The following is a 1,116-nucleotide window of genomic DNA, read 5'->3' on the forward strand; positions in this document are numbered from 1 at the left end:
AGCAAATTTCTGCGGGATTACCCGGTGATCTGATGTGAGTACGGCAATTATCTCGGGTTTCATCATTGGGGATGGTTGAAATTACCAGTTTATTCACTTTTTGTTGAACTTTTTGTGCTTTGGGAACTCTAATGCTGCTGTGTTTGACTCAGTCTATTAATAACAACTTATCAGACCAAGGGAGTGATAACGATGTTACGTGCTGACTTTTCTTCCCCCTCAACGACGTCAGCTTTTACAGCCGCCTCTGGAAATTCTGATGGATTTTCTGATGAAAAAAAACATACACAGGCCACAAACATAAAATTTGGCGATAGATTCAGAACCATTTGCCCTGTGTTTTCTAAACCTCTTTTAGATCAGGTCAATTTGGAAATAAATAATGATGATAGATATTTCTGTTCGGAGCTTGTCAATAATTTTCTGGACGGTCATCGTGGAGTAAGATATATAAATTCAAGCAATATATTTGAAAGTCTGGATTTTACTATTAATTCTGAAAATCCTTTATTCACCGCCCGTTTATGCTTTGAAATGCCAATTCAGTTTGATGAAAATAGTCATTTGATGAACAAGGAGGTATTTCAGGCCAGCTTGACTACTTCATCGGTTGCAATCCGGGCTCTATGCTCAGAAGCATTGGATAAAATGGCCGATGAATTTCAGTGGCGGGATCGTTCGGTAAACGTTGTGGGTATTTACCTCATTCGTTACCCGTTAATTCCCTCAAGGGGGATAAAAGGTATGCACTGGCATAAAGATCCCGGCAAAAAAAGTATGGTCGTTCAATTGAATGACAATACCAACGCAACCAAAACGGGTGTGAAGTATTCAGGAGGCGGGCTTAATATTGGCAAAAAGTCACCTGGTTCAAAAGTAACATTCCCTGTTAAAGGCACTGTAGAGAATTATCCTTATGGCCCTAATGACGAAGAAATCGGGAATGCCGGGTATATGTTTTCCAATGATCAAGGTGATCTGATTCACCAGCCTGAGGATATCGTATACCATAGCGAAAATAGTGACGATCTGGCAGAAAAACGCATCATAGTGGTATTAGTTGACGATTAAGGAATTCGAAAAGAGCCAAAAGTACGTTATTCAGGGACAATTCCT

1 protein-coding gene is annotated in these 1,116 nt (G+C 39.9%); it reads left to right on the top strand.

Annotation, left to right across the window (positions count from 1 at the left end; all coding sequences use genetic code 11):
* Positions 1–192: 192 nt before the first annotated feature.
* On the top strand, positions 193–1,071 hold the full coding sequence (locus tag ACO6V1_RS24145; RefSeq protein WP_422449661.1) for a hypothetical protein: 879 nt from the start codon (positions 193–195) through the stop codon (positions 1,069–1,071).
* Positions 1,072–1,116 lie beyond the last annotated feature (45 nt).

This window comes from Endozoicomonas sp. ALC013, assembly GCF_049310205.1.
GTDB lineage: Bacteria > Pseudomonadota > Gammaproteobacteria > Pseudomonadales > Endozoicomonadaceae > Endozoicomonas.